The sequence below is a fragment of the Ammoniphilus soli genome (assembly GCF_040813775.1).
This window is the reverse complement of sequence record NZ_JBEGDL010000001.1, coordinates 25,229-50,488: the sequence shown is the minus strand read 5'-3', so window position 1 is coordinate 50,488 and position 25,260 is coordinate 25,229. Positions and strand designations below refer to the sequence as shown.

Annotated in this window: 25 protein-coding genes and 1 other RNA gene; 3 read left to right on the top strand and 23 right to left on the bottom strand. The window is 46.9% G+C overall.

All coding sequences use genetic code 11. The features are described from left to right. Positions 1–68 precede the first annotated feature (68 nt). From ABLT31_RS00255 to ABLT31_RS00245, 3 genes are all read left to right on the top strand, one after another. On the top strand, positions 69–1,022 hold the full coding sequence (locus ABLT31_RS00255) for a carbohydrate ABC transporter permease (RefSeq protein ID WP_367747348.1): 954 nt from the start codon (positions 69–71) through the stop codon (positions 1,020–1,022). Then, positions 1,022–1,849, top strand: a complete 828-nt coding sequence (locus ABLT31_RS00250; protein WP_367747345.1) for a carbohydrate ABC transporter permease — start codon at positions 1,022–1,024, stop codon at positions 1,847–1,849. Before ABLT31_RS00255 ends, ABLT31_RS00250 begins: the two co-directional genes overlap by 1 nt. A 97-nt stretch (positions 1,850–1,946) precedes the next feature. Continuing rightward, a complete protein-coding gene (locus ABLT31_RS00245) occupies positions 1,947–3,242 on the top strand; it encodes an ABC transporter substrate-binding protein (RefSeq protein WP_367747342.1) in 1,296 nt (431 codons plus the stop codon). Positions 3,243–3,385: 143 nt separating this feature from the next. Here ABLT31_RS00245 and sigK read toward each other — a convergent pair whose 3' ends face one another. The 23 genes from sigK to aspS all read right to left on the bottom strand — a co-directional run bounded on the left by sigK (position 3,386) and on the right by aspS (position 25,239). Beyond that, the gene (gene sigK, locus ABLT31_RS00240; protein ID WP_367747339.1) at positions 3,386–4,096 is read right to left on the bottom strand and encodes an RNA polymerase sporulation sigma factor SigK; all 711 of its coding nucleotides are present in this window, start codon (positions 4,094–4,096) and stop codon (positions 3,386–3,388) included. Positions 4,097–4,258: 162 nt separating this feature from the next. Then, positions 4,259–4,588, bottom strand: a complete 330-nt coding sequence (locus tag ABLT31_RS00235) for an LSm family protein (protein WP_367747336.1) — start codon at positions 4,586–4,588, stop codon at positions 4,259–4,261. Positions 4,589–4,830: 242 nt separating this feature from the next. Continuing rightward, a complete protein-coding gene (locus tag ABLT31_RS00230; protein ID WP_367747333.1) occupies positions 4,831–6,627 on the bottom strand; it encodes a peptidoglycan D,D-transpeptidase FtsI family protein in 1,797 nt (598 codons plus the stop codon). A 59-nt stretch (positions 6,628–6,686) separates the two neighbouring features. Continuing rightward, a complete protein-coding gene (locus ABLT31_RS00225) occupies positions 6,687–7,952 on the bottom strand; it encodes a peptidase U32 family protein (protein WP_367747330.1) in 1,266 nt (421 codons plus the stop codon). 15 nt (positions 7,953–7,967) lie between these two features. Then, positions 7,968–8,906: a peptidase U32 family protein gene (locus ABLT31_RS00220; protein ID WP_367747327.1), complete on the bottom strand. Its 939-nt coding sequence runs from the start codon at positions 8,904–8,906 to the stop codon at positions 7,968–7,970. A 3-nt stretch (positions 8,907–8,909) separates the two neighbouring features. Then, positions 8,910–9,548: an O-methyltransferase gene (locus tag ABLT31_RS00215; RefSeq protein ID WP_367747324.1), complete on the bottom strand. Its 639-nt coding sequence runs from the start codon at positions 9,546–9,548 to the stop codon at positions 8,910–8,912. A gap of 66 nt (positions 9,549–9,614) precedes the next feature. After that, positions 9,615–10,649 (bottom strand): endolytic transglycosylase MltG, encoded by a 1,035-nt coding sequence (gene mltG / locus ABLT31_RS00210; RefSeq protein WP_367747321.1) that lies wholly within the window; start codon positions 10,647–10,649, stop codon positions 9,615–9,617. Positions 10,650–10,805: 156 nt separating this feature from the next. Further along, complete coding sequence (locus tag ABLT31_RS00205) at positions 10,806–11,075, bottom strand: DUF1292 domain-containing protein (protein WP_367747318.1); 270 nt, start codon at positions 11,073–11,075, stop codon at positions 10,806–10,808. 22 nt (positions 11,076–11,097) lie between these two features. Continuing rightward, entirely contained in the window at positions 11,098–11,508 is a 411-nt protein-coding gene (gene ruvX / locus ABLT31_RS00200; RefSeq protein WP_367747316.1) for a Holliday junction resolvase RuvX, read from the bottom strand. A 20-nt stretch (positions 11,509–11,528) separates the two neighbouring features. Beyond that, positions 11,529–11,792 carry an IreB family regulatory phosphoprotein gene (locus tag ABLT31_RS00195; protein ID WP_129196420.1) on the bottom strand — a complete coding sequence of 88 codons (264 nt, stop codon included), beginning with the start codon at positions 11,790–11,792 and terminating at the stop codon, positions 11,529–11,531. A gap of 91 nt (positions 11,793–11,883) precedes the next feature. Next, positions 11,884–14,517 carry an alanine--tRNA ligase gene (gene alaS / locus ABLT31_RS00190; RefSeq protein WP_367747312.1) on the bottom strand — a complete coding sequence of 878 codons (2,634 nt, stop codon included), beginning with the start codon at positions 14,515–14,517 and terminating at the stop codon, positions 11,884–11,886. Positions 14,518–14,834: 317 nt separating this feature from the next. Beyond that, entirely contained in the window at positions 14,835–15,893 is a 1,059-nt protein-coding gene (locus ABLT31_RS00185) for an AI-2E family transporter (protein ID WP_367747310.1), read from the bottom strand. Between the two features lie 118 nt (positions 15,894–16,011). Next, positions 16,012–16,212: a hypothetical protein gene (locus ABLT31_RS00180; protein ID WP_367747308.1), complete on the bottom strand. Its 201-nt coding sequence runs from the start codon at positions 16,210–16,212 to the stop codon at positions 16,012–16,014. Between the two features lie 3 nt (positions 16,213–16,215). Next, positions 16,216–16,734 (bottom strand): PRC-barrel domain-containing protein, encoded by a 519-nt coding sequence (locus tag ABLT31_RS00175; protein ID WP_367747305.1) that lies wholly within the window; start codon positions 16,732–16,734, stop codon positions 16,216–16,218. Between the two features lie 55 nt (positions 16,735–16,789). After that, entirely contained in the window at positions 16,790–17,458 is a 669-nt protein-coding gene (locus tag ABLT31_RS00170; protein ID WP_367747301.1) for a tetratricopeptide repeat protein, read from the bottom strand. After that, positions 17,455–18,564: a tRNA 2-thiouridine(34) synthase MnmA gene (gene mnmA / locus ABLT31_RS00165; protein WP_367747298.1), complete on the bottom strand. Its 1,110-nt coding sequence runs from the start codon at positions 18,562–18,564 to the stop codon at positions 17,455–17,457. Before mnmA ends, ABLT31_RS00170 begins: the two co-directional genes overlap by 4 nt. Before the next feature lie 21 nt (positions 18,565–18,585). Further along, entirely contained in the window at positions 18,586–19,722 is a 1,137-nt protein-coding gene (locus tag ABLT31_RS00160; RefSeq protein WP_367747295.1) for a cysteine desulfurase family protein, read from the bottom strand. Positions 19,723–19,733: 11 nt separating this feature from the next. After that, positions 19,734–20,153, bottom strand: a complete 420-nt coding sequence (cymR, locus tag ABLT31_RS00155) for a cysteine metabolism transcriptional regulator CymR (RefSeq protein WP_367747292.1) — start codon at positions 20,151–20,153, stop codon at positions 19,734–19,736. Next, positions 20,086–20,700, bottom strand: coding sequence for a YczE/YyaS/YitT family protein (locus tag ABLT31_RS00150; RefSeq protein ID WP_367747289.1), 615 nt, complete (start codon positions 20,698–20,700; stop codon positions 20,086–20,088). Before ABLT31_RS00150 ends, cymR begins: the two co-directional genes overlap by 68 nt. Positions 20,701–20,783: 83 nt before the next feature. Next, positions 20,784–22,139 (bottom strand): replication-associated recombination protein A, encoded by a 1,356-nt coding sequence (locus ABLT31_RS00145; protein WP_367747286.1) that lies wholly within the window; start codon positions 22,137–22,139, stop codon positions 20,784–20,786. Between the two features lie 87 nt (positions 22,140–22,226). Continuing rightward, a complete protein-coding gene (locus tag ABLT31_RS00140) occupies positions 22,227–23,003 on the bottom strand; it encodes a tRNA threonylcarbamoyladenosine dehydratase (RefSeq protein ID WP_367747283.1) in 777 nt (258 codons plus the stop codon). Between the two features lie 207 nt (positions 23,004–23,210). Further along, positions 23,211–23,406, bottom strand: a non-coding RNA gene (ssrS, locus tag ABLT31_RS00135) — 6S RNA. A gap of 51 nt (positions 23,407–23,457) precedes the next feature. Then, a complete protein-coding gene (gene aspS, locus ABLT31_RS00130; protein WP_462976452.1) occupies positions 23,458–25,239 on the bottom strand; it encodes an aspartate--tRNA ligase in 1,782 nt (593 codons plus the stop codon). Positions 25,240–25,260 lie beyond the last annotated feature (21 nt).

Sequence of the window (25,260 nt, the reverse complement as noted above, 5' to 3'; positions counted from 1 at the left end):
TACCGGTCAATGTAAGCCATTTCATAATTTTCATTATTCACTAAAATGAAGATATGGGAGGTGCAAGAATGAATAGTGAGATTTTAAAAGGTGAAGCATTAAATCAGCGGAAAAACACGAAAGTTTCCAAGTCAGTTTCTATTAATCAGAAGAAGCTGAAGAGTGCAGGGCTATTCGCCCTTTTTGTCGGGCCAGCCTTGTTAGCGTTTTCGGTTATTGTCCTGATCCCCTTCGTTATTGGTATTTATTATGCGTTTACAGACTGGAACGGGGTTACGGGAGATATCCATTGGGTTGGATTGGACAACTTTAAATACTTATTTACGGAAGACACGCAGTTTCACCAGTCTTTCTGGCTTACCGTCAAATATACAGCTGTCGCCATCATTCTAACGAATTTAGTCGGGTTTGGACTGGCGCTGCTCGTCACACAGATGCTAAAAACAAGAAATATTTTGCGTACTGTATTCTTCATGCCAAACTTAATCGGAGGTCTATTGCTGGGATTTGTTTGGCAATTCATTTTCATTAAAGGCTTTGCATCCATTGGGCAATTAACCGGTCTTTCTTTCTTTCAATTACCTTGGCTAGGGGATGCTCAAACGGGTTTCTGGGGGATCGTGATCGTCAGTGTATGGCAAGGGGCAGGCTACATTATGGTCATCTATACTGCCGCCTTACAGAACGTACCGCAAGAAGTACTGGAAGCGGCCAAGATTGACGGAGCGAACAAATGGCAGATTCTCCGCCACATTACGTTGCCGATGGTAGCTCCAGCGGTCACCATCTGCTTATTCCTGACGATCTCATCTTCATTCAAAATCTTTGATGTAAACTTGTCTCTAACCAACGGAGGTCCGTTTAAATCGACAGAAATGTTAGCCTTTAACATTTATACAGAAGCATTTGTTAACAATCGCTACGGTCTCGGTGAAGCAAAAGCCTTAATCTTCTTCCTGGTAGTAGCAGCCATCACGACCATTCAAGTGATGTACACGAAGAAGAAGGAGGTTGAGTCATAATGGAAAACAGGTATGCGGGGAAAACCTTTATTCTTGAAATCTTGGCGATCCTGCTTGGTCTTGTATTTTTAGTGCCATTCTATTATGTCATATCCAATTCTCTCAAGTCATTTGCCGAGATCTTGACCAATACCTCGGCTTTGCCGTCGACGCTGCAAATTCAAAACTATATACATGCATTCGAGAAAATGAATTACTTAAAGGGATTTGCCAACTCACTGATCATTACGGCAGCCAGTAACCTGGTGTTGGTCGTGTTCTGTTCCATGGCCGCCTACATGCTGGTCAGAACAAAAAAGAAAATCAGTAATATCATTTTCATGATTTTTGTAGCTGCCATGGTGATTCCGTTTCAATCGCTCATGATTCCCCTCATCAAAGTGGCGGGAAACCTCGGACTTTTAAACAGCATCTGGGGTCTTGTCATCATGTATCTCGGATTTGGGTCAGGAATGACGATCTTCTTGTATCACGGGTTTATCAAGGGGATTCCGCTTGAGCTGGAAGAGGCTGCGATTCTCGACGGATGCTCACGGTTCGGCGTATTCTGGAGAATTGTATTCCCGCTGTTAAAACCGATTACCGTGACCATCGTCATCTTAAACAGCTTATGGATTTGGAATGACTTCTTATTGCCATCCCTTGTGCTTCAAAATCCGGATTTGAGAACGATTCCGTTGGCAACGTTCTTCTTCTTTGGACAGTACACCAAGCAGTGGGATTTAGCACTGGCAGCATTAGTCCTTAGTATTATCCCATTATTAATCTTCTTCTTTGCCATGCAAAAACACATTATTAAAGGGATTACAGGAGGATCCATTAAATAATTGCATCAAGGAATCGTCTCTACACCAACAATCTAAAAAATGGATCTGGACGGTAGAGATATTTATAAGCAACATATAACCATAAGGGGGAAAAAGAATGTCTTTAAAAATCAAAAAAGCTCTATTCACGGCTAGTGCATTAACCGCTTCCTTAATTTTTGCGACTGCTTGTTCCAATGAAGATGCATCGGTTGGCAAAAATGGCGGCAGCGACAAAGGCGATACGGTAGTCATTGACTTGTTTCAGGGGAAAGTAGAAATTGCGGATCAGCTAAAAGCTTTGACAGATCAATATACGAAACAACATCCCAATGTTAAATTCAATATTGAAACCGTAGGCGGCGGCGCAGATGGGGCTGCAGCCCTAAAAGCGAAGTTCGCTTCTAACAATGCCCCGGATATCTTTATGAACGGCGGTTATCAAGAGGCTCAAACATGGAAAGACAAATTAGAAGATCTGTCAGATCAGCCATGGGTAAAAGATGCCTATGATTATGCATTGGAGCCCATGACAATGGAGGGGAAAATTTACGGACAGCCTGTTAATCTTGAAGGTTATGGTTTTACCTACAATAAGGATTTATTTAAGAAAGCCGGCATTACCGAGCTGCCAAAAACATTATCTCAGTTAGAGGAAGCGTGCCAAAAGCTTCAAGCCGCAGGTATTACGCCATTCTCCATAGGATATTCCGAATGGTGGATATTAGGAATCCATGCTCTCAATATTCCATTTGCCCATCAGAATGATCCGGATGAATTTATCAAGGCGTTAAATTCAGGTACTGCTAAAATAGAAGGAAATGAGAAATTTAACCAATTTATCAAGCTATTGGACTTGACCGTTAAATATGGCAACAAAAATCCATTAACAACAGACTACAATACTCAAGTTACACAATTTGCCAGCGGTCAAACGGCCATGATACAGCAAGGAAACTGGATACAGCCGATGCTGGATAAAATCACTCCAAACATGAATGTGGGGATTCTTCCCATGCCTCTTAGTGACGATGCAGTTGAAGCGGATAAGTTAGCAATTGGCGTTCCTACTAACTGGGTCATTCATAACAAAGCACCTGAAGCAGACAAAAAAGCGGCAAAGGATTTCCTTAACTGGATGGTTACATCCCAAGAAGGCAAAAAGGCCTTGGTTGAAGAGTTCAAATATATCCCGGCCTTTAAATCCATAGAAGCAAAAGGCATTGGACCATTAGGCGAGGAACTTGTTAACTATTCCAAAGAAGGAAAAACCCTTACCTGGGAATGGACAAAATTCCCGGATGGCGTTGTGCAAGAATTTGGCGCAACCCTCCAAGCTTACGTTGGCGGCCAAAAATCGAAAGAAGAAGCGATGAAAGCTCTTGATGCAACATGGGCTAAATTGAAAAAATAACATAATTTAAGCTAAAGGCTCTTTTCACTGTGAGAAGAGCCTTTAGCTTAGCTTTATTTATTAACAGCCCCAATGTGAATAATATTTCCGATGAAGGACAAAATAAAATTTCAAAAAAAGTCCGCATGACATGCGGACAGCTCTTATCTTGCTTTTGTTGTCGACTTTCGATAGAACTCATTGAACAGCTTCATCAACGCCCGTTTCTCAATACGCGACACATAAGATCTTGAAATGCCCAGCTCTTTGGCAATTTCCCGTTGGGTCTTCTCTTCTTGGGTTTCGAGTCCGAACCGTCCGATGATGACTTCCTTCTCCCGGTCATCCAGAACATGGATGTGCTTGTAGATCTTGCTCTTCTCGATCTGCAGCTGGACCTTATCCACCACTTCATTCATATCCGTTCCCAATACATCAATCAGCGATATTTCGTTCCCCTCTTTATCGGTCCCGATCGGATCGTGCAGCGAAACATCCTTCCTGGTTTTCTTCAGCGAGCGCAAATGCATCAAAATTTCATTTTCAATGCAACGGGCCGCATAGGTTGCGAGCTTCGTTCCTTTATTCGTCTGGTAGCTTTCAATTGCCTTGATTAACCCGATCGTTCCGATCGAAATCAAGTCCTCGCTATCCTCACCGGTGTTTTCGAATTTCTTCACGATATGGGCAACCAATCGCAAATTGTGTTCAATCAGCATATTGCGAGCATGCTCGCTGCCCTTCTCCATCATCTTCAGATATTTCAATTCTTCCTCTTCTGAAAGGGGCTGAGGGAAAGCGTTATTTTTAATGTATGAGATAAAAAGGACCATCTCTTTAATGAGCAAAGAGATGGCAGTAAACAAACCTGGCACAGGCTGTCACCTCCAGATGTAATTTGAGACTGTTATAAGCTTATGTAAAAGCGGAGTCGTCCGTGCCTGTACCAAATATTTTTCTTTTTGAACCGCATGACAAAGCGGAGTGAAGAACTGGCTCCACTCCTTGTGCTTGAATAATGAAAAATGTACAGCTAATTAATAATAAGGCAGAAGCGTTAATCCAGCCAATAGAGCCAGCGGCAACGCCAGCCTTCGGAAGCGGCCATATCCAAAGCCGTAACCCGGATACCCATAGCCATACCAGGGATACCCGAAACCGCCATAACCATACCAAGGAAAACCAAACCCAAATTGGCGTCCTTCATTGGAAATTCGTTGGGATCCTCCTCGAGGTACGGCGAGGTAGACGTTCTGGTCATCTACACTTTCTACGATTCCGTCGTAGGTCTTTCCATCCTTCATTTGTATCTCAACATAACGGTTTATGTGTTTCTTACAAATAGACTGAGCTTGCTGGATATCCATAACCCTTATAAGTCTCCTTTCGGTTAAGTACACGATATCCTATTCAACACTCAGCCTGCTTGCCTATGAAAATCGCGAATTGCGAAAGAATTGGGCGAAAGTCCTAGATATTGTTGAGCGAATAACAGGAGAAAATCCGCCCATTTCATTTTTTCCAGCCACTTCAAGTGAAATAGCCGGAGAAACTCCGCTTTTTTCACTCTTTTTTGCCGAAAATTCCGGAATAACCGGAAAAACTCCCTCTATTGCCGGCCCGGCTCTTCATCCTTCGCCAGCTCATTCATAATTTTCTTAAACACAGGCATTACTTTGTTTCTTCCTGACTTTGGCTCTTGTTCGGCAACCACAGCCACAACATATTTCGGCTGCTCCACCGGCCCATAGCCTATAAACCATTGGTTGTTATTTTCGTTGCTGGTTTGGGCTGTTCCTGTCTTTCCTGCTAGTTTCCAAGTTGCATCCTGGAGATATTTCCCAGTCCCATCATTGACAACGGATTCCATCATCTGGCGAAGCTGATAAGCCGTATATGGATCAATTTGTTCTCCCGGGATACTGTGGGAATCAAAGCTGTGAAACAGGGAGCCGGTCTTATAGCGAATTTCCTTTACCACACGCACCTCTTCTTTTTTTCCTCCATCAAGAATGCTTGCCACCATATTGGCTGCCTGCAGAGGGGTGATTTGGACATCCCGCTGCCCAATCGCCGTTTGAATAATTACACCTTCATCTTGTTTTGGGGTGTTGGCTGCAAAAACCTGTCCACGCTCCTCCCCATTGAACTGCCGGAAAGAGTTCATCTTGAAGAAAGGAGACTGCTTCCAGCCTACTTGCTCGGTCAACCCCAATTTTGCAGCATATTTTTCCAAATCCCCGGGACTTAAGCGGAGTGCTGCCTGCGCAAAGGCAATATTGCAGGATTGCGCATAAGCCTCAGCAAAAGTGATTTCCCCATGCCCTCCTTCCAGCCAGCAGGAAAATCCGTATTTCCCATAGTGGCCATCGCAAACAAACTTCTCATCGGGTTTTACAAGTTCCTCCTCCAAAACCGCCGATGCAACAACGGTTTTAAACACGGAACCCGGAAACGTCTGCTTAATGGCCCGGTTCACCCAATTCCCGCTATCCATCTGGATCTGATTAGGGCGAAATTCGGGTCGGCTGGCCATGGCCAGTACTTCTCTGGAATCGGCATCCAAAACAACGATCGATCCCCTTTCTATTCCTTCTTCGTTCATCCATGCTTCTATTTTTTCTTGCAAGGCTCTATCCAAGGTAGTTCTTAAGGAGAGCGGATAAAAATGGTTTTCCTGCTCTATGAGCCTGGCTTGCAAGCCGTTTAAAGGATTTCCATGCCCATCCACGAAATAAGAGACAGAGGTCGGACCGACCCCTTGCAGAAATCGCTCAAAGCTTCGCTCAAGTCCAGAGGCGCCAATCAGTGTTTTCCTTGTAATTTCGCCCTTGCGCAGCTCTTCGGCATATTCCTTTTGGATCAGTTCCGGATTTTGGCTGATATAGCCGATCAGCTGGGTTGCGACCGCATCCGGCTGATAACGCTCGGTTACCGGCAAGGCAAGGATCCCCGGCAGGTCGAGCTGGCCCACCTTTGCTTCTTCCTCTTCACTTAAAGAAATGATTTTTCCCTTGCTGTCCCGAATGAAGGCAGGGGCCTTCACATTTTCAATGAGATCCTGAAGCTCGTCCTTCCTCATATGGAGCAGCTGAGCCAGCTCCGACACCTTCCCCTCGTCCAGGCGGCCTCTGGCCAGGGGAAATACGGCAACTCCCGATATCTCGCTTCCGGTTAGGGGACGGCCTTCCCGATCCTGAATATCTCCCCTTCCCGTATGGAGAGTAACTCCCTGCTTGCGCTGAGAAACGGCCTCCGCGACAAGGTTCACATTGTGCTTGGAAAACTGGTGGACATCAATGGCCTGTATCCACAGCAGCCTGCCTATTAAAGTAAACCAGCAAATAACCAGAACGGAAGAAATGAAAAATATTCTTCTTTTGTTTCGGTTCATGTCCTGCGACATAAGAAAACACCCCCAGTCATCACCATTGTTGCCTGATCAGGGGGTGTTTCATTCTGCTCTTATTTATGTTTTCGCATAATATCCCAAGCGCTCACAGGCTGGTCCACCCTTAACCGGACAGTCATGAGCGGGTGAGGGGCCTTTTCGATTTCCTTTCCTTCCTCATCCCACATCTCTTTTACGGTCTGGCGGAAAAAACGCCCTCCCGGTCCGAAGAACTCAACCTCCTGACCTAGCCTGAAGTGGGTCCGCTGCTGGATCGTAGCAATCCGGTTATCGGCATCGTAGTCGAGGGCCAATCCGGCAAAATCATATTCCGCTAATGACTCGGCTTCCCCGTACAAATGATCTTCCACACCAGGGGTTTCGTAGAAAAATCCTGTGGTTGTGGATCGGTGGGCAGCCTTATGAATTTCTTCTACCCACTGCGGATCCAGTTTATAGTTATCTGGGTCCGCGCAATAAGCATCGATGGCCTGTCGGTAGGCGTTTACTACCGTAGCCACATAATGGACACTCTTCATTCTGCCCTCAATCTTCAAGGAATCAATTCCCGATTCAACGATCTCCGGGATGTGTTCAATCATACTTAAATCTTTCGCACTGAAGCTAAAAGCACTATCGTCTTCATTCGAAATCTGCATTTCCTGATTTGCTTCATCCGGGTGCTCAAACATATCGTAGCTCCAGCGGCAGGAGTGGCAGCAGCCCCCGCGGTTGGAATCCCTCGCTGTCATGTGATTGGAAAGGACACACCTTCCCGAATAGGCGGGACACATCGCTCCATGGATGAACTGTTCGATTTCCACATCCACATGCTCCTTGATCTCCCTGATTTCCTCAAAGGAGACCTCCCGGGCCAGGACAACCCGGGCTATTCCCTCGTCCTTCCAGTATTGCACGGACTGCCAGTTCGTTGTGGACGCCTGCGTGCTCAAGTGGATTTCCAGACCCGGCGCCCCTTTCTTGCAGGCTTCGATGAGCGCAGGGTCCGCTACAATCACCGCATCAATGCCCACCTCGTACAGCTTCGCGAAATATTCCTCGACCCCCTGCATGTCCTCATTGTGGGCGATGATGTTTGCGGCGACATAAATCTTGGCCCCGTGGGCATGTGCAAAGTCGGCTCCTTCTTTCATCTCCTCAAATGTGAAATTATCCGCATTCGCCCTTAAGCTGAATTGCTGCCCGCCGATGTAGATGGCATCTGCGCCATAATGGATCGCGATCTTAAGCTTTTCCAAATTACCCGCTGGGGCAAGCACTTCCGGCTTCTTCAGGATAGGGCCGCGCTTGGTTGGGGATTTTTCTAGTGTACCCGGCATAGTTCTTTCACCTCGCTAAAATACCAATTCTTTAAAGTAAAACCCTGTGGAAAGGGGCCGCTTAGGGTCTTGGACCGCTTCGATTTCCGCCTTCCACGCATCCAGCTGGCCAAAGAACGCATCCGGATCTTCCAGATATAGGTCAATGGCCTTTCGGTACGCTTTAACCACTGTGACATTATAATCAACAGGCTTCAGTAAAGTCTCTATCCGGAAGCTGTCAATTCCTTGGTCGATCATCTCATCCAAATTCTCAAGAATGCAGATATCCTCGGCGCTCATGATATGGGTGCCGTTCTCATCCTCATAGATGGGGTAAAAGATATCATCGCGCTTTTCTTCCCGAAGATACAGCCCTCTTTCCTTCCCCTTGCCTTCGATGACCGCATCTTTTCCCAAATGATGAAAATAGCTCGACACCAAAGGCCTCTTGGAATGAAAGATGCACGACATGCCATGAACCTGAGCTTCAATTTCCAGGTTCAGGTCCAGCTCCTCTTTCATCTCCAGGACTTCTTCCATGTTCAGCTCACGCGACAAAACAGCTCTCTTGATCCCCTTTGAGGCCCAATAGCGCAGCGTATTTATACTCGTTGCTATAATCTCGGCGTTCCAATGCAAGGGCATGTCCGGAATGGCCTTTTTTGCAGTCATCAAAACGGCCGGATCGGCATACTCCACGGCATCGACCCCGATCTCCTGCAATTGGCGCAAATAATCCTCCAGGCCTTTGAGTTTATCATTGTGCAGCAGTGCGTTCACCGCAGCATAGATCTTCCGATTCTTCGCGTGAGCTATGCTCACAGCTTCTTTCATTCCCTCTGCCTTTAGCGATCCGGGAAGACGCAAGCCATAATCGCTATTCCCGACACTGACTGCATCTGCTCCCGCCTCAAGATATTGCTGAACCTCACTTACGCTCCCTGCTGGTATGAGCAGCTCAGGTTTTTTCATTCTTCATTCACCTTTCTTTACCGAAAACGTTAATCCGTCTCCAATCGGAATCAGAGAAGTATCCAATTCAGGATGTGACATAATGTATGCATTGAAATCTCGGAGCTTCTTTACCATAGGCGCCAAGCGCTTATTCTCCACCGTTTCTTCAACCACTAGGGCCTTAAACAGCACATTATCGCAAATAACGATGCCTCCGGGCTCAAGCGTAGGCAAATATAAATCCAAATAATGCTTGTATTGTCCCTTCGCCGCATCAAGAAAAAGGCAGTCGAACCGGTAATGCTCCGGCAGCCCATCCCCCGCATCCCCTTCAATAATCTCCACCCGTTCCCGTATTTCGGCTTGTTCGAAATTAACAACCGCACGGGAAATCCTATCCCGATCAATCTCTAGCGTCGTGATGCGAGCCAATGGGGCAGCTCTGGCCAGCCAAATGGTAGAGTAGCCTATGGCGGTTCCCACTTCAAGTATTCTTTTCGGCTGATAAGCCAACAGCGCTGTCCGGATAAATTGAATGCTTGGCAGCTGAATGATAGGGATTCGCTCTTCCTTCGCTTCCTGTTCCAGGCGAGAGAGCAGCTCGTCCCTTGAAGGTATCAGTTCCTCTATATACTCGTTGACACGATCATTCGTAATCATCACTACAACTCCTATGCCTGCTTCTCACTTTAACTTGATTATATTACCATAAGTCGCTCCTCGTTGCTATTTTTGCGATCTTTTGCTTAGAGCGATGTTTTTGAGATGCTGATTATAGGTCTCAGAGAAAAAATGTTCGCCTGATCCATCCTTTTTGGTTACATAGAAAAGATACTTGTGACTTTCAGGCTCAACTACAGACTGAAGCGACTGCTTTCCGGGCGCAGCGATGGGACCCGGCGGCAAGCCTTTTACTTTATACGTATTGTAGGGATGGTCCAGCTCCAAGTCTTTGTAGGTCACGATGTCCTTTTGTTTTCCCATCGCATACTGCACTGTTGCATCCGCTTGAAGCAATATATCCTGGCCCAATCGATTATAATAGACGCCAGCCACTCTCGGGCGTTCAGCCTCCACTACGACCTCCCGCTCGACGATGGAGGCCAGTGTCACCGCTTCGTGTATGGTCATCCCTCGTTTCTTTAAAGCTTCATTCCAAGACGGATCCCACTCTTTTTGAAATTGGGCCAACATGCGATCAAGGATTTCATACTCTGTCGCCCCTTCCTTCATTTCATACGTTTTGGGGAACAGATACCCTTCCAACCGGTAGGTCATGCTTTTATCTTGCGGGATATCCCCTATGAATTCATATGGAAATTCGGCTTCATTTGCCTCAGCGAGGAATTTATCCTTATTGACCCATCCCTTCTCTGCCAAGTAAGAAGCAATCTGTGCAATGGTCCAGCCTTCCGGAATGGTGAATTGAAAAGTATTGGCATATACATCGCCTTCAACCATCCGGTTCAAGATGTCTTCTACCGTCTCACCGGGGGTAAACTCATACTGACCCGCTTTCAGCTGATTGCTTTTCCCGCTTTGCTTAACATAAAACGCGAAGGATTTGCTATTGCGGATGATTTGATTTTCCTCCAGGATATTTGCTATTTTCTGCGTTGAACTGCCCGGAGGAATTTCTACAACCACGGGCGCCCCAGCTTCCGGGGGCTTAAGCGTATCCTGATAATAGAAATAGCCTGCAGCAGATCCGCCTACTGCCAATATGAGAAAAAGCATAAAAAGCTTTATTATTTTACTCATTTTTTCTTCCTCCCCTCTTAGTCTACCCAGCAAGAATCGACACCAATAATTTGACAACATCCTTCATTATACTCGATTTCCATTCTTTTTGGGGGACTGGAAGAGGAAAGAAAAAAGCTACGCCGCGGCAACGGCATAGCTTTTTCTTAGTCCATCCTATTCATTAAACTCGGCTTCCAGCGTTTCGAAGGTCGCAATTACATTCTCTTGCTCTTCCTGCGATTCGATTGGATATAGCATGCCATCCGACTCATCATAGCGAAGGAAATGAACCTCCACCTCTGTCTCATTCTCCTGGTCCTCAGGTACAAGGCAAAGGTAGGTACGCTCCTCGATATCGAAGATGTACATGATTTGAAAATCCTGTTCCTCACCTGTTTCGTCATCTGACAAGGTAACGATTTCGCCTACTTCTAATTCTTCCAATGCACTCGCCTCCTTTTGGGAACTATTTTTTAAAATCAAGGTACCCTTGCAGGATCATCACTGCGGCCATCTTATCAATAACCTGTTTGCGCTTTTTGCGGCTGACATCCGCTGCCACGAGCATCTTTTCGGCAGCCATGGTCGTCAGGCGCTCATCCCACATCCGTACAGGCAGCTTTAGACGGTTTTCCACATCCTTGGCAAATGCCTGGCACAGCTCACCTCGCGGTCCGATCGTCCCATTCATGTTCTTGGGAAGCCCGACAACCACTTCTTCCACAGAATACTGGGAAGCTAATTCCGATAACCGCTTCATGTCTGACTCGAGGCTCGAGCGCTTGATGGTCTCAATTCCCTGGGCTGTCCAGCCCAACTCATCGCTGACCGCAACCCCTATGGTTTTATCCCCGAGGTCTAATCCCATGATTCTCATTCGTTTCACCCGGCTTTATCTTATGTGCGGTGTTGAGACAAATACGACCGTACCAATTCTTCAATCAATTCATCTCTTTCCAATTTGCGAATGATGCTTCGGGCATTGTTATGCCTTGGAATATAGGCCGGGTCACCAGAAAGGAGATATCCTACAATCTGATTGATGGGATTGTAGCCCTTTTCCTCCAACGCACTGTAAACAGTGAGAAAAGCATCTTTCACCTGAACATCTGTGTCATCCAGCTTTAGATTGAACTTCATGGTTCTGTCCAATGAACTCATCTTCAACACCTCTTTACCTTTTAAGAAGTTCTTTCTACATGTTTCGCTAAGAGGGTAGCATTTTCCTCTTTATTTCCTGAAATTTATGAATTTATTGCTGTTCTACCCAAGAATAGACAAAGTTCAAGGCCTCACCTAACTCAGCAGGATTCTTTCCTCCCGCTTGGGCCATGTCCGGACGTCCGCCGCCGCCGCCGCCGCAGCGGGCAGCCACTTCCTTAATAAGCTTGCCGGCATGGTATCCTTTTTCCACCAGGTCCTTGGTTACCCCTGCGGTTAAGTTTACCTTGTCCCCCTGTATGGAACCGACTACCACGATAGCAGAACCCAGCTTATTTTTGAGATCATCCACCATGTTCCGAAGGTTCTCCATATCCATGCCATCCACTTGTGCGGACAGAACCTGGATTCCATTTACTTGCTTTGCCCGATCCGTCAAGGAGGAGGCCTCAACATGACTCAGCTTGGCTTTCAAGGACTCGTTTTCTCTTTCCAGTTCACGAATCGTTGACTTTAACCCATCTACCCTCTTCGGCACATCAGCCAACGTTGACTTTAAGTCACCAGCCATCCTGCGCAGTGTATGGTACTGCTCATTGAGATACTCATAGGCAGCCCGCCCGGTTACCGCTTCAATTCGACGAGTTCCCGCTCCAATTCCGCCTTCGCTGATAATCTTAAACAAGCCGATTTCAGCGGTATTTCCCACGTGACATCCTCCACACAGCTCTAAGCTATAATCGCCTACTTGAACCACGCGCACGATGTCGCCATATTTCTCTCCGAATAAAGCCATGGCTCCCATAGCCTTCGCTTCTTGGATTCCCTTGTTCATGATGCTTACTTCAATCTGCTCCCAGATTTTCTGGTTCACGAGTCCTTCAATGGTTTCCAATTCAGAATCGCTTAAGGAGCTGATATGAGTAAAGTCAAATCTTAAGCGATCAACCGCCACAAGCGAGCCCGCTTGATTTACATGCTCCCCGAGGACATCTTTCAGTGCCCGGTGCAGCAAATGGGTTGCTGTATGGTTCTTGATAATATTTACCCTGGAGGAGCGATCAACAACCGCTTCTACGGTATCGCCAACTTTGAGCGTTCCTTGGTGTACAGTAGCTTGGTGAACATTCTGTCCATTTGGACCCTTGACAACATACTCGACGGACAACTGCGCAGGACCGCAAATGATTAATCCCACGTCTGCGATTTGCCCCCCGCTTTCTGCGTAGAAAGGAGTTCGATCTAGAATGACCTGACAGGAAGAGCCTTCCGTCACAAAGTCCACTGATTGGTTTTCAACGACCAGCGCCACGACTTGGGCACTTGTTACCAATTCATTATACCCAACAAATTCACTCTTAACCGTAACATCGCCCAAGATCCCCCCTTGGACTTTCATGCTGTCCACATCCTGGCGGGCTGCCCGTGCGCGTGCGCGCTGCTCGTCCATCGCCTGCTCGAAGCCGACGCGATCGATGGAAAAACCGTTTTCTAAGGCAAAGTCCTCGGTTAAATCAATCGGGAAGCCATAGGTGTCATATAACCTGAACGCTTCTTCTCCCGTGAGGGCTTGGCGGCCTGATGCCTTCGCTTGCTCGATCATCTGGGAAAGAATAGCTAGCCCGTCGTTGAGTGTTTCATGGAATCTTTCCTCTTCTCCACGAACGACCTTTTCAATAAATTCGCGCTTCTCCACAACTTCAGGATAGTAATCGCCCATTACGTTTCCGACAACTGCAACTAGCTGATAGAGGAATGGCTTTTCAATGCCCAAAACCTTTCCGTATCGTACCGCTCGGCGAAGCAGTCGACGGATGACATATCCCCGCCCTTCATTCGAAGGCAAAGCTCCATCTCCAATCGCAAAGGACATCGTTCGGGCATGGTCTGCGATGACCTTCAAGGCGATATCTGTTTCCAAAGAACTTTTATACTTGACCCCAGCAATCTCACTCGTCGCCTCGATAATCGGGAAAAGCAAATCGGTCTCATAATTGTTGTCTACATCTTGAATGACGGAAGCCATGCGTTCCAGCCCCATACCCGTATCAATATTCTTCTTAGGCAGCGGGGTATATGAACCGTCTGAGTTATGATTGTACTGTGAGAATACTAAGTTCCAGATCTCTAGGTAACGCTCGTTTTCACCGCCAGGATACAGCTCCGGATCATTCGGATCATTTCCGAAGCTCTCTCCGCGGTCATAGAAAATCTCGCTGTTAGGTCCGCAAGGGCCTTCTCCAATATCCCAGAAGTTCCCTTCCAAACGAATGATCCGTTCCTCTGGTATGCCCACTTTCTTGTTCCAAATCTCAAACGCTTCATCGTCTTCAGGATGGATCGTTACAGACAGCTTTTCAGGATCAAAGGCGATCCACTCCGGACCAGTCAGGAATTCCCAAGCCCACAAAATGGATTCTTCCTTAAAGTAGTCGCCAATCGAGAAATTCCCTAACATTTCAAAGAAGGTATGGTGTCTGGCTGTTTTCCCTACATTTTCAATATCATTTGTTCTAAGGGACTTTTGGGAGTTTGCAATCTTCGGATTGTCAGGGATAACCGTTCCGTCAAAATACTTCTTAAGGGGAGCCATCCCGCAGTTGATCCACAGCAAAGAAGGATCATCATGGGGAACGAGCGGAGAACTCGGTTCAATTCGATGACCTTTTGATGCAAAAAAATCTAAGTACTTTTGCCTGATTTCACTTGAGCTAAGCTTTTTCATCAATAGATACCTCCAATAACTAATCATTTTGAAAAATACAAAAAAACCCCCATCCCAATCAGGGACGAGAGCTGTTCTCACGCGGTACCACCCTGGTTGCTTTCTTCCTCGCGGACGGAAAGCCTCCTTCAAGGCCTTAACGGGGCCATCGGCAGGACTTTGACCCTGCTCTCCGGATTAGCTTTCAACCAGGTTCTTCTAGACGCCCTCACACCCTAGGAGCATCCTCTCTGAAAGAAGAGATATCATGGTTTACTTGATCCATCATCAATCAATATCATATTCTTTTGACATTATAATTTTTGCATTTGTCCATGTCAATGTTTCACCAAGTGAATAATGACATGATGAATAATCACGCGGAGAATAGCTACAATGGGTACGGCAAAAATCAGTCCAATGAGTCCCCCTACCTCGCCTCCGAGCAGCAGGGCAAAAATAATGAGCAGGGGATGCAAGTGAAGCCGTTTCCCCATGACGAAAGGGGAGATCAGGTTTCCTTCCAGTATTTGTACGGCGAGATTGACCAGCGCTACCAACAGCGTCATTTTCCATGAGATGGTTACAGCCACAAGTATCGACGGAGCCGCTCCAATAATGGGCCCTATGTAAGGAATAATGTTGGTCACCATAATGATTAATGCCAGAATCAAGGCATACGGCATGTCAATCAGCCAATAGCCAAGGTAGGCCAGCACCCCTACAACCAGACAGATGATAAGCTGTCCCGCAATATAATTCCCTAAGGCCACGTCAATGTCATGGAATAGCTTCGAAAACTCTTTCCTTCGAGCCCTGGGGACTAGCAGGAGAATTCCTCTCTGAAGCATCATCATATCTTTTAACAAATAAAAAACAAGGAAAGGGATGACAAAAAAATGGATCATCTTCTGAATCCATCCGCCTGCACCGTCCAGGAGTTTCGCGAAGAAAGCTGAAGCCTTCTTTTCCGAATTCATCAATGCTTGCTCAATGCCTATGCGAACACTCTCAGGAAGCTGGTATTTATGAGTGTGGTATTCCGAGAGCCAGGTTTCATAGGTTGTAACTAACTCGGGGATTTGCGCTGCCAGGTCTCCAGATTGCTTAATAAAGGCAGGAATTACATTCATCAGAAACACAGTCAGGAGAAGCAAAGAGACGAAATAAATGATAATGACGGCAATCCCTCGGGGAACATTGCGGTTGTGCAGCATGTTTACAATAGGATTCAGCAGATAGGCAAAAATCAAGGATATGACGAAGGGAGTGATGACAGCCTTCATTATGATCCATATCCAAGCGATATGTGGCCAAAGATGTACAAGCAGCACGGCAGAACCGCTTATCAAGGCAAAGATAGCTGCAAACATGAGGAGTCTTAATCTCTGTTCCATCCACATTGCCTCCTTTTTCATATTGTTGCGTTTGGCGGGCCTTCCTATGCGATGGCAAGCTAGAAAATTAGAATTGAAAAAAAGGAGGCCCCTGTATCGGAACCTCCCCAAGTACCTATCATCTAGCCATGCCTTTCATTACCCTCATCACGATTCGCGTAGCCGGAGCGATCATCCCCCCGATCATTTCCGTGGAATTGCGGGTCCATCTCATCATTCTTCTAGTTGGTGTATTTCGCCTTGGGATCACCCAGCCTGCTACAGCTATTGCCACGGCGCCAGCACCTAAAAGCCAAGTCATCATTTGGTTATTTCTCATGTATTATGCCTCCCCGTTATTTAAATGGATTTCTTCTTCCGTTAACGCTGTTACTGGGAGAATTACCGCATCTTCTCCGACTGTCGTCCGATCCATGTGCTTGATTGCCTTGCGTCCTTCCATCAAATCGGATAACAAGCCATCTGAAACCTCATAGCCAATAATCGTGCCGAACTCCGTCTGAAAGTAAATATCCTCAACTTGGCCCAGCCTGTGACCATTTGCGGTAATAATGGGTTTCCCAATCATTCGAATAGGACCTGCCCTAACGCCGTTCAGATGATCTGCTCCATGTATAGGAAGAAGTGCCTCTATATCAGAGATGGTTACATAATCATCCCCAATGGAGTGGATGGAATCAGCGCGAATAAAGCGGCCTCTTCGAAACATTGCTTTAACTTCAACTAATAAGCCTTGGAATGCCAAATCCTCGTCGAACAAAACGTCGCGAACAACCCCCCGCTCCTGCCCGGCTTGCAGGTCAAGAACAGGCAAGCCAATCACATCATTCGCTTTGTACACGGGAAGACCCTCCTTCCGCTTTCTTAGTGTGTGAAAGGGAAGGAGGGTCTATGTTCTACAAATTCTTCAACTGCTGTAAAGCATTTTGGGCCAATGTGTGGTTAGGATTAATTTCCAATGCACGCTGAAGCTGTTCCTTGGATGCTGAAGGATCGCCTAAGTAGACCAAGGCAATGCCAAGATTGAAATGCGCGTCTGCATGGTCAGGCTGCAGCTGAATGGTCTGCTCAAAGGCTTCTTTGGCTTGAGCAATCTGACCTAAGCGCGCAAAGGCCAGTCCTTTGGTAAATAACGCTTCGATATCCTTCGGTTCGATGGACAGGCAGCGATTAAAATAGTCTATGGATGCTTGCAATTGTTCCGTATGAAAACAGGACATAGCAAGCATAAAGTACAAATCATGATGATCCATGCCTAAGCTTTGTGCTTTTTTATAGGACCCGATTGCTTTTTCGAAATTTTCCAAGTTAAAAAAGACATTTCCTAATCCGTAATGAAACAGCTCGCCTAGGGGTTCGAGTTCAATCGCCTTTTCAAACCAAGGCCTTGCTTCTTCATTTCTGCCAGTGCTTGCAAGGATATTCCCGATATTGGCATATGGATCAGGAAGAGTAGGCTGCTGGTCAATCGCCTGCTGAAAAAATGCAACTGCCTTATCGAGTTCCCCTTTGGTTAATTCCTGTAATCCCAATTGGTTCAGCTCTTCCGCTGTCTGAATATTCATGGTCTCTCCGTTCCCTTAATCGCTTGATCAATGATTCCTCCGCCCAGACACTGTTCTCCACGGTAAAAGACCACAGCCTGTCCAGGAGTAATGGCTTTTTGCGGTTGATCAAATACGACATGACATCGCTGATCAGACATCATATGCACCGTTACGCCTTGGTCTGGCTGGCGATAGCGAAATTTTGCAGTACAGGTGAAGGAGCCCTCAGGAGCCGTGTCACTTACCCAATGCAAATCCGTAGCAAGCAAACTGTCGGAGTATAGGGCCGGATGGTTTGAGCCTTGCCCTACGTATAATATGTTGTTTTCCAGATCCTTGGAAACCACAAACCAGGGCTCACCCGTTCCAGCGCCGCCAATCCCCAACCCTTGCCTTTGACCTAGCGTGTAGTACATCAACCCATCATGCCGGCCCTTAACTTCACCTTCCATTGTACGGATGTCGCCTGGTCTGGCAGGAAGATAAGAACTAAGGAACTCTTTGAAGTTTCTTTCACCTATAAAGCAAATCCCCGTACTGTCCTTTTTATTGGCTGTCGCGAGTCCCGCTTCCTTGGCCAGTTCCCTCACGCGTGACTTCGGCATATGGCCGATTGGGAACATGGCTTTGGAGAGCTGCTCCTGCCCTAATGTATTCAGGAAGTACGTTTGATCCTTGCCCGGATCCGCCCCGCGAAGCAATTGGTATTCACCCTCATGGAATTTGACCTGAGCATAGTGGCCTGTTGCCAGATAGTCTGCACCGAGCTGGAGGGCACGTTCCAGGAAGGCCTTGAATTTAATTTCTTTGTTGCACATGACATCGGGGTTCGGCGTCCTCCCTTTTTTATATTCATCCAAGAAGTAAGTAAACACCTTATCCCAATATTCTTTTTCAAAGTTAACCGTGTAGTACGGGATGCCAATTTGGTCACATACACGCCGGACGTCCTCATAGTCTTCTTCTGCCGTGCAGTGGCCGAATTCATCGGTATCATCCCAATTCTTCATAAAGATGCCGATCACATCGTATCCTTGCCGCTTTAATTCCCATGCGGCGACGGAAGAATCCACTCCGCCGGACATCCCAATGACCACGCGCGTATCCTGGTTAGCTTTCGTCATGATATCCACCACTACCCTTATCTACGTTAATCTCTTTACAATTTCACAGACTTTTTCCGCAGCGTATCGGCCTTGCTGCTCCGTATTCTCCCATCCAAAGCTGAAACGGATCGCAGAACGCAAGCAGGGCTCGGAAAGGGCCATCGCCTTTAATACGTGGGAAACCTCAAGAGAGCCGGAGGCGCAGGCTGAACCGCTGGAACAGGATATGCCGGCCATATCCAAATTCATAAGCATCACTTCGGTATCGACTCCGGGAATACTCACATTCAGGATGTGGGGAAGGAAAGCCGTAGGGTGACCATTCACTTCATAACGGATTCCTTCTCGTTCCCAAACCGAAATCATAGCCTCCCGGATTCTAAGGTATTGATCGCGCCGGTCTGGCAGGGTGCGAAGAGCAATTTCGGCTGCCTTGGAGAATCCAACAATAGCCGGTACATTCTCTGTCCCTGCCCGGCGCTTTTTCTCTTGGGCTCCTCCAAATAGCAGAGGGGCTAATTTAACCTGCGGGGCCACATAAAGCGCCCCCACTCCCTTTGGACCGTTAATCTTATGGGCAGATATGGATAACAGATCCACTCCAGCTGTTTTGACATCCAATGGAACGATACCGAAGGCCTGGACGGCATCGGTATGGAAATACACTTTAGCTTCCTGTGCCATCCGGCCAATTTCTTCAATAGGCTGGATTGATCCGACTTCATTATTGCCATACATAATGCTGATTAGAACCGTTGTCTCTTTTATTGCCGAACGCACATCTTCTGTACGTACCTGGCCTTTATCATCCACAGGCAAATATGTAATCTCAAAGCCGAGTTTTTCCAATTGCTCGCATGTATGGAGAACCGCATGATGTTCTACACTCGAAGTGATGATATGATTCCCTTTCTCCCGATTGGCCATAGCTACGCCAAGTAAAGCCATGTTGTCCGCTTCCGTTCCGCCGCTGGTAAAAACCAATTGCCCCGGTTCAGCATTAAGGCAGGAGGCCAAACTGGACCTTGCGCGATCCAAAGCCGCTTTTACCTTTCTCCCGAACTGATGCGTACTTGATGGATTCCCGTAGGCCTGCTGGAAATAAGGCAACATAGCTTCTACCACTTCGGGGTGGACCGGGGTAGCTGCTGCATGATCCAAATAAATCGATTCCATTTAAACAACCCCTAAATATAAAACATATATGAGTTTCTCTGCCCATCATCCTGGTACGAAATCAGATCCTGCAACGTAGTAGAATCAAGTACTTCCGATATGGCATCGCGGATTTTCAACCAAAGGTTTCTCTTGGCCGGATCCTCCTCCTCTTCAAACTCAACCGGGCTGATCGGCCCTTCCAGTACGCGGATAACATCACCTGCCGTAATCTCTTCCGGCTTCTTTGTAATGATGTAGCCGCCGTAAGCCCCCCGTACACTTTTTACGAGTTCCGCATTGCGCAGCGGAGCCACCAGTTGCTCGAGATAATGCTCCGATAAATCATGCCTTTGGGCAATGCTCTTGAGCGAGATCGGTCCTTCACCGAAGTGTTGGGCCAATTCCATCATGATTGTTAATCCGTAACGTCCTTTGGTTGAAATCTTCATATTCTGCATCTCTCCCTGTCGCCTTGTCTAATATTCTCTTCCATAATCCGATAAAATATTGACAGATGGGGCCAATGGTAAGACAAAAGATGAGGGTACCAATGAATACGGGACCTCCAAGAACCCATCCAATTGCCAAAACTGCTGCTTCCGTGATTGTTCGAATCCTTCCGAATGGCCACTTCAAGCGGGTAACCAAAGCAAGCATAAAGCCATCTCGCGGACCGGCTCCCCATCCTACCGCGATGTACATTCCCGTTCCAAGTCCGCTTATGACCAGACCTATCCCAAATAGGAGTATAGACTCCCAGAGGGAAGATGTAGGGTCAATCCAGCCCCCTGCCATAATCAAATCAACAAAATAACCGATGAAAAACATATTTAGAAATGCACCGAATCCAGGTATCTTCTTCGTAAATAGAATGGTTAACAGTAAAAGCAAAATGCCTACCAGCTGGGACCATAAACCTACAGTCCCCCCCACAGTTTGAACTAGGCCAAGGCTTAACACATCCCAAGGCGCCACTCCAATGTGGGCCTGAATCATTCACACAATACCTAGAGACATGATGTACAAGCCACCCATGAACACTACACCCGAAGTAACATGCCTCCATTTATATCGCACAATTATACCTTCTCCCTATTTTCTCCGCGCTTCGATTCCAAGTAATCCTTTAAGCGCTTTTCCTCTCCATTTTTCGTGGGAAAATAGAATCTCTCCTGGACTTCGTCCGGAAGATAACGTTGTGCCACATAACCTCCAGGATAATTATGAGGATATAAGTAGCCGCTGCCATGACCGAGCTTTGAAGCTCCCTTATATGAGGCATCCCGCAAATGGGCAGGGACTTGGCCATGTCCTTTTTGTCTCACCCAGTCTAACGCTTTATTAATTCCATTGTACGATGCATTGCTTTTTGGGGCGGAAGCGCAATAAGTTACGGCTTGTGCCAGTGGAATTCTGGCTTCGGGCATTCCCAAAAATTGAACCGCCTGGAAGGCCGAGACCGCCAGCTGCAACGCCTGCGGGTCTGCATTGCCAACATCTTCTGAAGCTGCGATCACGATCCTTCGGGCAATAAACAAAGGCTCTTCCCCTGCATCCAGCATTTGCGCCAGCCAATAAAGCGCAGCATCCGGGTCAGATCCCCGAATCGATTTAATAAAAGCGGAAATCGTATCATAGTGGCGATCTCCTGTTTTATCGTAGCGAACAGCACGGCGCTGTATTGACTCAACTGCCGCTCCTAAGTCTATGTGCAAAATGTTCCGCTCATTGGGTATCGTAGTGGAAACCGCCAGCTCCAATGCATTTAACAGCCTCCGCGCATCTCCCTCGGCATACTGAATCAAGTGTTCCTGAGCTTCCGGCGTTAACTTGACGTTCAGTTCCCCATAACCGATCTGCTCATCTCCCAGGGCTCTTTGGAGGATCTGCTCCATATGCTCCGCTGTCAGTGGATACAGCTGAAAAATCTGAGAACGGGAAAGCAAGGCAGAATTCACTTCGAAAAACGGATTTTCTGTCGTAGCCCCTATAAGAATTATCGTTCCTTCTTCCACGTAAGGAAGCAGGGCATCTTGCTGCGCCTTATTGAAACGATGAATCTCATCTACAAATAGAGTCGTTCTTCTTCGATAGACAAGAGCACGTTCCTTAGCCTCTTCTACTACTTTCCGAATATCTGCAACCCCTGCGGTTACGGCATTTAATTCCGTAAATGCAGCTTTGGTTACTCCTGCAATCACTTTTGCTAGCGTCGTTTTCCCCGTGCCCGGCGGACCATAAAAGATAAGCGAAGATATCTGATCCGCTTCAATGGCGCGGCGCAATAGCTTGCCTTTGCCGACAATATGCTCCTGCCCGATAAACTCGTCTATGTTGCGAGGTCTCATTCTGGCTGCCAGCGGTTGACGTTCCTGCTGGGTATTTGAGGTAGTAGAGGTCTTCGATTCTTCAAACCCAAATGAAAAAAGATCCATATTTCCCCTCTTCACTAATGAAAGCAATTTTTAAGTCATTATACTGAATCATTCCCTTTAGTGTAAAGGGAATCGGGCTTTTCCCTGTTATTGACTGACGCGAAGAATCTCGACATTCGCTTGGGCTAACAAATCATTGATGACAACACTGGCCATTATGAGCCCTGCTACAGACGGGACAAAGGCATTGCTGGACGGTGGCTGCTTTGCCTTGCGGATGGGAGAATTCGGATTCTGCACCACCTGCTCCAGCACCTCTTCTCTTTGCTTTACCGGTATTTCTGTGGAATAAACCACTTTTACGCCCTTCTTTATCCCATCCTTGCGAAGCTCTCGCCTCATGACCTTAGCGATGGGATCATAGGAAGTCTGGAAAAGGTCGGCTACCTTGAATCGGGTAGGATCCGTTTTGTTGGCCGCTCCCATGCTGCAGATAATAGGGATATTTCTCTTTCGGCATTCTTTTACCAGGTGTATTTTGCTTGAGACCGTATCCATTGCATCAACCACGTAATCTATCTTTTCCACTTCAGAAAAAAACTGCTCATAGGTTTCTTCATTATAGAACATATTTAATACGCGCACGTCACATTGCGGGTTAATTCTCGCGACTCTCTCTTTCATCAGCTCGGTTTTTTCCTGACCGATGGTGTCCAATAAAGCATGGATCTGGCGATTTACATTTGTGATGTCCACGACATCCTTATCCAATAGGATCAATCGTCCGACCCCCGTCCGTGCCAATGCCTCCACGGTGAAGGAACCGACTCCCCCAACCCCGAGTACAGCCACTGCACTTCCTTTTAGGGCTTCTAAACCTTCCTTTCCGATTGCCAACTCTGTCCGCGAGAACTGATGAAGCATATGTAAAATACCCCTTTCGAAAATAAAGCATAGTTATTCTATATGTTTTCCATATTAACTAAAAAGTAAATATAGCATAGTTCAGGCCAAATAGAAAGGGAAGGCCGCTCCCCCTTGAATGGAGCCGACCTTCCCTATTACTTACCCTGTACTTCTATACTAAAAAGAGGTTCTCGTTAGCTGAGAACCTCTCTGCATTCCAATGGGAAGAGTCCCATACATGCCGTAAGCAACCTTAGTTTTGAACCTGCTCAAAACTAATCCCAATCATTAGGGTGCATCCTATTTCCTGGCTCACATCCAAGACATGCGCTTGGCTCCATTCCCCAAGAAAACTCCGGAATCCCGTTTCAAAATCTGTTGGGCTCAAAACATGTGGGTTTTACGTACATCGTAGGACTCTGTTAGGTTTATTTTAACCTATGTTGAAAACGATTGCAATACCCGTACAAGCCTATATTTTCACTTCTTCAGGCAATCTGAGCTGGATGTGCAGTTCGTTCAGCTGTTTTTGTTCTACAGCGGCTGGAGCATCTGTCATCGGATCGCTTGCACTGGCTGTCTTAGGGAAGGCAATGACTTCTCTGAGGTTGTTTCGGCCTGCAAGAAGCATAACCAGGCGATCTAGACCGAAAGCCACTCCACCATGCGGAGGTGTGCCGTATTCAAAGGCATCCAATAGGAAGCCAAACTGTTCATAGGCTTCTTCCTTGCTGAACCCAAGCGCTTGAAACATCTTTTCTTGGATGTCTCGCTTGTAGATTCTCATGCTGCCTCCGCCGATTTCGAACCCGTTGAGTACCAAATCATAAGCTTGGGCACGGATTTGACTTGGATCGGTATCAAACAAGTGGAGATCCTCCACACGCGGCATGGTAAACGGATGGTGCAAGGCCACATAACGCTTCGCTTCCCCATCATATTCCACTAATGGGAAGTCTACTACCCAAGCAAATTTGAATACCCCATTATCAATCAATCCGAGATCCTTTCCGAATTTCGAGCGCAGAGCACCTAAAGCATCAGCAACCACCTTGGCTGAGTCCGCTACAAATAATAGCAAGTCGCCTTCTTCCACTCCAAAGCGCGCTTTAAATTGTGCCACTTCTTCATCCTTGAAGAACTTCGCAATCGGACCTTTTACCTCTCCATCCTTAAACGCCATCCAAGCCAAGCCTTTAGCCTTGAATTGTCCTGCGAACTTAGCTAGATCGTCAATATCTTTTCGGGAGAAGTGTCCGCAGCCCTTGACGTTAATTCCCTTGACTTGTCCTCCATTCTCGATTGCACTGCTGAATACTTTAAATCCGCAATCAGCAACCAAATCCGAGATATCGGTCAGTTCCATACCGAAGCGCAAGTCCGGCTTGTCTGAGCCGTAGCGTCCCATAGCTTCCTGGTAGGTTAATCGCTGGAACGGAGTTTCTACCTTTAGTCCAATCGCCTTTTCGCAAACTTCAGCCATCAATTTTTCCATCGTAGACAATAGCTGCTCCATAGATAGGAACGAAGTCTCAATATCCACTTGGGTAAACTCAGGCTGGCGGTCGGCTCTCAAATCCTCATCGCGGAAGCAGCGTACAATTTGGAAATACTTTTCATACCCTGACACCATCAACAACTGCTTGAACAGCTGCGGCGACTGAGGCAAGGCAAAAAATTCTCCTGGATGAACACGGCTGGGCACCAAATAATCCCTAGCCCCTTCCGGTGTACTCTTAGTTAACATCGGTGTTTCAATTTCCAAGAATCCTTCATTGTCCAAGAAGTCGCGGAAGGTCTTAGCCACACGGTGGCGAAGGATGAGCGATTGTTGCATAACTGAACGGCGAAGATCTAGATAGCGATACTTTAATCGAAGATTCTCATCCACGTCGACCTGATCCTCGATAAGGAACGGCGGGGTCTTCGCTTCATTTAAGATGTCAACCTCTGACACATGGATTTCGATTTCTCCGGTTTTCATCTTCGGGTTAACCGTCTCAGGGCTTCTTTCCACTACCGTCCCCTTCACAGTCAACACGTACTCACTGCGAATGCGATCTCCTCTTTCATGCGCAACAGCGTTGTATTCCGGATTGAGAACAATCTGCACCAAGCCGCTGCGATCGCGCAAATCGATGAAAATAACTCCGCCCAAGTCTCTTCTTTTCTGAACCCACCCGCTAAGCGTAACTTCTTGTCCTACCTGATCTTTCCCAATTTGTCCACAATGATGAGTACGGTATGTCTCCACTTTTATTCCTCCTTAATAGAT

Coding starts and splice junctions, on each gene's coding strand:
- ruvX (WP_367747316.1), bottom strand. CDS start 11,508: ATGAGAATCATGGGATTAGACCTCGGGGATAAAACCATAGGGGTTGCG.
- ABLT31_RS00160 (WP_367747295.1), bottom strand. CDS start 19,722: ATGGAATCGATTTATTTGGATCATGCAGCAGCTACCCCGGTCCACCCC.
- mnmA (WP_367747298.1), bottom strand. CDS start 18,564: ATGACGAAAGCTAACCAGGATACGCGCGTGGTCATTGGGATGTCCGGC.
- ABLT31_RS00235 (WP_367747336.1), bottom strand. CDS start 4,588: ATGGATATCCAGCAAGCTCAGTCTATTTGTAAGAAACACATAAACCGT.
- ABLT31_RS00140 (WP_367747283.1), bottom strand. CDS start 23,003: ATGCTTCATCAGTTCTCGCGGACAGAGTTGGCAATCGGAAAGGAAGGT.
- ABLT31_RS00195 (WP_129196420.1), bottom strand. CDS start 11,792: ATGAGTTCATTGGACAGAACCATGAAGTTCAATCTAAAGCTGGATGAC.
- alaS (WP_367747312.1), bottom strand. CDS start 14,517: ATGAAAAAGCTTAGCTCAAGTGAAATCAGGCAAAAGTACTTAGATTTT.
- ABLT31_RS00170 (WP_367747301.1), bottom strand. CDS start 17,458: ATGAATATTCAGACAGCGGAAGAGCTGAACCAATTGGGATTACAGGAA.
- ABLT31_RS00215 (WP_367747324.1), bottom strand. CDS start 9,548: ATGATTACGAATGATCGTGTCAACGAGTATATAGAGGAACTGATACCT.
- ABLT31_RS00255 (WP_367747348.1), top strand. CDS start 69: ATGAATAGTGAGATTTTAAAAGGTGAAGCATTAAATCAGCGGAAAAAC.
- ABLT31_RS00245 (WP_367747342.1), top strand. CDS start 1,947: ATGTCTTTAAAAATCAAAAAAGCTCTATTCACGGCTAGTGCATTAACC.
- cymR (WP_367747292.1), bottom strand. CDS start 20,153: ATGAAGATTTCAACCAAAGGACGTTACGGATTAACAATCATGATGGAA.
- ABLT31_RS00225 (WP_367747330.1), bottom strand. CDS start 7,952: ATGCCGGGTACACTAGAAAAATCCCCAACCAAGCGCGGCCCTATCCTG.
- ABLT31_RS00250 (WP_367747345.1), top strand. CDS start 1,022: ATGGAAAACAGGTATGCGGGGAAAACCTTTATTCTTGAAATCTTGGCG.
- mltG (WP_367747321.1), bottom strand. CDS start 10,649: ATGAGTAAAATAATAAAGCTTTTTATGCTTTTTCTCATATTGGCAGTA.
- ABLT31_RS00150 (WP_367747289.1), bottom strand. CDS start 20,700: ATGATTCAGGCCCACATTGGAGTGGCGCCTTGGGATGTGTTAAGCCTT.
- ABLT31_RS00230 (WP_367747333.1), bottom strand. CDS start 6,627: ATGTCGCAGGACATGAACCGAAACAAAAGAAGAATATTTTTCATTTCT.
- ABLT31_RS00145 (WP_367747286.1), bottom strand. CDS start 22,139: ATGGATCTTTTTTCATTTGGGTTTGAAGAATCGAAGACCTCTACTACC.
- ABLT31_RS00220 (WP_367747327.1), bottom strand. CDS start 8,906: ATGAAAAAACCTGAGCTGCTCATACCAGCAGGGAGCGTAAGTGAGGTT.
- ABLT31_RS00180 (WP_367747308.1), bottom strand. CDS start 16,212: ATGAGAAATAACCAAATGATGACTTGGCTTTTAGGTGCTGGCGCCGTG.
- ABLT31_RS00185 (WP_367747310.1), bottom strand. CDS start 15,893: ATGGAACAGAGATTAAGACTCCTCATGTTTGCAGCTATCTTTGCCTTG.